The organism is Arhodomonas sp. KWT, from assembly GCF_010993615.1.
The window spans coordinates 1-3,603 of record NZ_WNXE01000213.1; the positions used below are offsets into that span (position 1 = coordinate 1).

General features: G+C 71.3%; 4 protein-coding genes. 3 read left to right on the forward strand and 1 reads right to left on the reverse strand.

Annotated elements, in window-relative coordinates:
* The 3 genes from G7A99_RS16760 to G7A99_RS16770 all read left to right on the forward strand — a co-directional run.
* Positions 1–1,014, forward strand: a 1,014-nt coding sequence (locus G7A99_RS16760) for a ribonucleoside triphosphate reductase (RefSeq protein ID WP_163142267.1), incomplete at its 5' end; no start/stop codon positions are given.
* Positions 1,011–1,193 carry an anaerobic ribonucleoside-triphosphate reductase gene (gene nrdD, locus G7A99_RS16765; RefSeq protein ID WP_163142269.1) on the forward strand — a complete coding sequence of 61 codons (183 nt, stop codon included), beginning with the start codon at positions 1,011–1,013 and terminating at the stop codon, positions 1,191–1,193. The genes G7A99_RS16760 and nrdD, both read left to right, overlap by 4 nt.
* Positions 1,186–1,902 carry an anaerobic ribonucleoside-triphosphate reductase activating protein gene (locus G7A99_RS16770; RefSeq protein WP_163142272.1) on the forward strand — a complete coding sequence of 239 codons (717 nt, stop codon included), beginning with the start codon at positions 1,186–1,188 and terminating at the stop codon, positions 1,900–1,902. Before nrdD ends, G7A99_RS16770 begins: the two co-directional genes overlap by 8 nt.
* 9 nt (positions 1,903–1,911) lie before the next feature.
* Here G7A99_RS16770 and recG read toward each other — a convergent pair.
* Positions 1,912–3,603, reverse strand: a 1,692-nt coding sequence (recG, locus tag G7A99_RS16775; protein WP_163142275.1) for an ATP-dependent DNA helicase RecG, incomplete at its 5' end; no start/stop codon positions are given.

Sequence of the window (3,603 nt, forward strand, 5' to 3'; positions counted from 1 at the left end):
GAATCGGAGAACGCGGAACGACTGTTCGCGATGACCGCGAAGTACGGCCTGCCGTATTTCCAGAACTTCATCAACTCTGACCTCGAGCCGCACATGGTCCGCTCCATGTGCTGCCGGCTCCAGCTCGATCTCAACGAGCTGCTCAAGCGGGGCAACGGCCTGTTCGGCAGCGCGGAACAGACCGGATCGCTCGGGGTGGTCACGGTCAACTGCGCCCGCCTCGGCCACCTCTACCGCGGCGACGCCGCGGCGCTGTACGAACAGCTCGATACCCTGCTCACGCTGGGCTGCCGCAGCCTGGAGATCAAGCGCAAGGTCATCCAGCGGCACATGGACGCCGGGCTGTTCCCCTATACCCGGCGCTACCTTGGCACGCTGCGCAACCACTTCTCGACCCTCGGCGTGAACGGGATCAACGAGATGATCCGCAACTTCACCGACGACGCCCACGACATCGCCACGCCCTGGGGCCAACGGTTCGCGGCCGAATTCCTCGATCACGTGCGCGACGTCATCGCCGGATTCCAGGAAGAGACGGGACACATGTACAACCTGGAGGCGACGCCCGCGGAAGGCACCACCTACCGCTTCGCCCGTGAGGACCGCAGGCGCTTCCCCGGCATCCTCCACGCCGGCACCGAGGAGACCCCCTACTACACCAACTCCTCGCAGCTGCCGGTGGGCCACACCGACGACCCGTTCGAGGCACTGGCACACCAGGAGGCACTGCAGCGCCGCTACACCGGGGGGACGGTGCTGCACCTGTACATGAGCGAGCGAATCTCCAGCACGGCGGCCTGCCGCAAGCTGGTCCGGCGTTCGCTGGAGCGCTTCCGCCTGCCCTACATCACGATCACGCCGACCTTCTCCATCTGTCCCAGGCACGGCTACCTCGCCGGCGAGCACCCCTACTGCCCCCGGTGCGACGAGGAGATCCTCGCGCACCGGCGGCGAGGGTCCGGCGGACAGGACCGCGACATCGTCAGCAACACGCAAGGAGGGCATACGCCATGAAGACAGCACGATTCGACCACGACAGCCACGAGACACTCCGCGACGAGGAGCGTCAGCCCTGCGAGGTCTGGACCCGCGTCATGGGCTACCACCGTCCGGTCTCGTCGTTCAACGTCGGCAAGCGGGGCGAGCACCACGAGCGGCGACACTTCCGCGAGGAGCGCACGCACCTTGACTGACCGGAAACCGCCGGCCGCCCTCCGGGTGGCCGGCCTCGTCCCCATGACCGCGGTGGACCTGCCCGGACGGCTCGCCGCCGTGGTGTTCTGCCAGGGCTGCCCCTGGGCGTGCGGCTACTGCCACAACCCCCACCTGATCCCGGCCACGGGTCCGGAGACGATCGGCTGGCCGTCGGTGCGCGAGTTCCTGCGCCAGCGCCGGGGGCTACTGGACGGCGTGGTCTTCTCCGGCGGCGAACCGACCCTCCAACGGGGGCTTGCGCACGCCCTCGCCGAGGTCCGATCCCTGGGCTTCGAGACCGGTCTGCACACCGGCGGCGCCTATCCGCAGCGGTTGCGCCGGCTGCTGCCAGAGGTGGACTGGGTGGGATTCGACGTCAAGACCCGGTTCAGCGATTACGAGCGGGTCACCGGCGTGCCCGGCAGTGGCGAGCGTGCCCGGGAGAGCCTGGACTACCTGCTCGGCAGCGGTGTCGCCTACGAGGTCCGTACCACGGTTCACCCCCTTGTGATCAGCCCGGACGGGCTACTGCACCTCGCCGGGGAACTGGCGGGGCTCGGCGTACGGCACTACGCGGTACAGGCCTGCCGCGCCACCGGCGTCGCCACCCCCGGCTACCGCGCGCCCGGAGTAGTCGAGCTGCTGGAGACGGCCCGGGGGCACCCTATAGAACGGCTGTTCGACTCCTTTCAGATCCGTGACACCTGAACGGGTTGCTCACGCCTGGGCGTAGCGCTCGCCCTCGCCCACCCAGCGTTCGATCAGCGCCTGCACGGTGGCGGCGTCGCCGGCGAACAGCCGCGCGGCCGCCGTGCGGACATCGTCCAGCAGGTCCGCGTCACGCCCGAGATCGGCGATGCGGTACTCCATCGCGCCGGTCTGGCGGGTGCCGAGCAGCTCCCCCGGGCCACGGATCTCCAGGTCCCGGGCGGCGATGCGGAAGCCGTCACCGCTCTCGCGCAGCACCCCCAGGCGGGCCTTCGCGGTCTCCGAAAGCGGGCCGTGGTAGAGGAGCACGCAGCTGCTCGCGGCACTGCCCCGGCCGACCCGGCCGCGGAGCTGGTGAAGCTGGGCGAGGCCCAGGCGCTCCGGGTTCTCGATGATCATCAGCGAGGCGTTGGGCACGTCCACGCCCACCTCGATCACCGTGGTGGCCACCAGCAGGTCCAGCTCGCCGTGCTCGAAGGCGGTCATCACCGCCTCCTTCTCGCTGCCCGTGAGCCGGCCGTGGACCAGCCCCACGCGCAGATCCGGCAGCGCCTCGCCGAGCAGCCTGGCACGTTCCCCGGCCGCCTCCGCCTCCAGCACCTCCGACTCCTCCACCAGGGTGCAGACCCAGTACGCCTGCCGGCCCTCGGCGCAGGCGGCACGCACCCGCTGGACCACGTCCTCGCGGCGGGTGTCCGGCACCGCCACGGTGGCCACCGGCTGCCGCCCGGGCGGGAGCTCGTCGATCACGGAGACGTCAAGGTCGGCATAGGCGGTCATCGCCAGCGTCCGCGGGATTGGGGTGGCGGTCATGATCAGCTGGTGGGGCTGGCTGGTGCCGTCCGCGCCCTTGTCCCGCAGCGCCAGGCGCTGGTGCACGCCGAAGCGGTGCTGCTCGTCGATGATCACCAGCCCCAGGGCACGGAACGCGACCTCCGACTGGAACAGGGCGTGGGTGCCCACGGCGACCCGCGTGGTGCCGTCGGCCAGCGCCGCCAGGGCGTCCCGCCGGGCCCGCCCGGACAGTCGCCCGGAGACATAGTCCACGCTCACGCCGAGGGGGACCAGCCAGTCACGGAAGGCACGGAAATGCTGCTCGGCCAGGAGTTCCGTGGGCGCCATCACCGCCGCCTGGCAGCCCGCCTCGACCCCGGCGAGTGCGGCGAGCGCGGCGACCACCGTCTTGCCCGAGCCGACATCGCCCTGGACCAGCCGCAGCATGGCCTGCGGCTCGGCGAGATTCGCCAGCACCTCGGCCAGGACCCGTTCCTGGGCCTCCGTGAGCGCGAACGGCAGGGCCTGCCGCAGGGCCTCGCGCAGCCCACCGTCGCCGGTGAGCCGCGGCGCCGGCAGGCTCCGGCGATGGGCCTCGCGCAGGCGCAGGAGGCTGAGGCGATGGGCCAGCAGCTCCTCGAAGGCGAGCCGGCGCACCGCGGGGTGGCGGCCGTCGAGCAGGGCCTCGACCGACGTGTCCGGCGGCGGCCGGTGGATGATGGCCAGCGCCTCGTCCAGGGGCGGCAGCGACAGCGCCTCGCGCAGCCGATCCGGCAGCAGCTCGGGCAGCGCCCGCGCCCCGGTATCCAGGGCGTGGGCCACGATCCGGCGCAGCGTCGGCTGGGTGACACCCTCCGTGGTCGGGTAGACGGGGGTGAGACCGTCATCCACCGGCGCCGGGGCGTCGCCGGTGATCACCTCCCATTC

What these genes read in the sequence shown, in the direction of transcription:
- nrdD (WP_163142269.1), top strand. Translation starts at nt 1,011, where the DNA reads ATGAAGACAGCACGATTCGACCACGACAGCCACGAGACACTCCGCGAC.